Source organism: Thermogutta sp., assembly GCF_039793925.1.
In the GTDB taxonomy this organism is placed as follows: Bacteria; Planctomycetota; Planctomycetia; order Pirellulales; family Thermoguttaceae; genus Thermogutta.
The window spans coordinates 1-479 of sequence record NZ_JBAMME010000132.1; the positions used below are offsets into that span (position 1 = coordinate 1).

The window sequence follows — 479 nt, forward strand, 5'->3', positions numbered from 1 at the left end:
CGTGTTTCCCCGTTCGCCGAAATGGATCTTTACGGCCGTCAGAGCCTTCTTGGGGATGCGGCTTGCCAGTCCGGCTTCCTTCAACAAGAGATGGATTTTATCCAAAAGGTTCCAGGCGTCGTCGGCACGAAGATCGATGAAATACACGGCGCTTCGCGGCATGTTTTTCCCCTCTCTTTTTACCAGGACAACAAAACGGCCAAAATGCCCGTCAGGAAAATCCCGTCGAAGGTGCCCGCCCCGCCGATGGACGCCACGGGTGCCTTCAGTTCGCGGATGCGGTTGAGGTTCAGCAGATCCGCGCCGATGAGCGTTCCCAGTGTCCCGGCCACATAGGCCGTGGGGGGCGCCCAGTTGGGATTCAGCACGAGTGCGACCAGGGCGGCCAACAGGGGAGGGATGAACATGGGCGTGGCGATCCCCAACCCGGGAATGGGGCGGGCAATGCGATGGATCACGTAAGTCACGATCCCTGAGGC

The 479-nt window shown here is 60.1% G+C and carries 1 protein-coding gene; it reads right to left on the reverse strand.

The features are described from left to right. Positions 1 to 179 precede the first annotated feature (179 nt). Positions 180 to 479: DUF1614 domain-containing protein (locus ABJK56_RS05470; RefSeq protein WP_347243657.1), on the reverse strand; the 300-nt coding region annotated here is incomplete at its 5' end.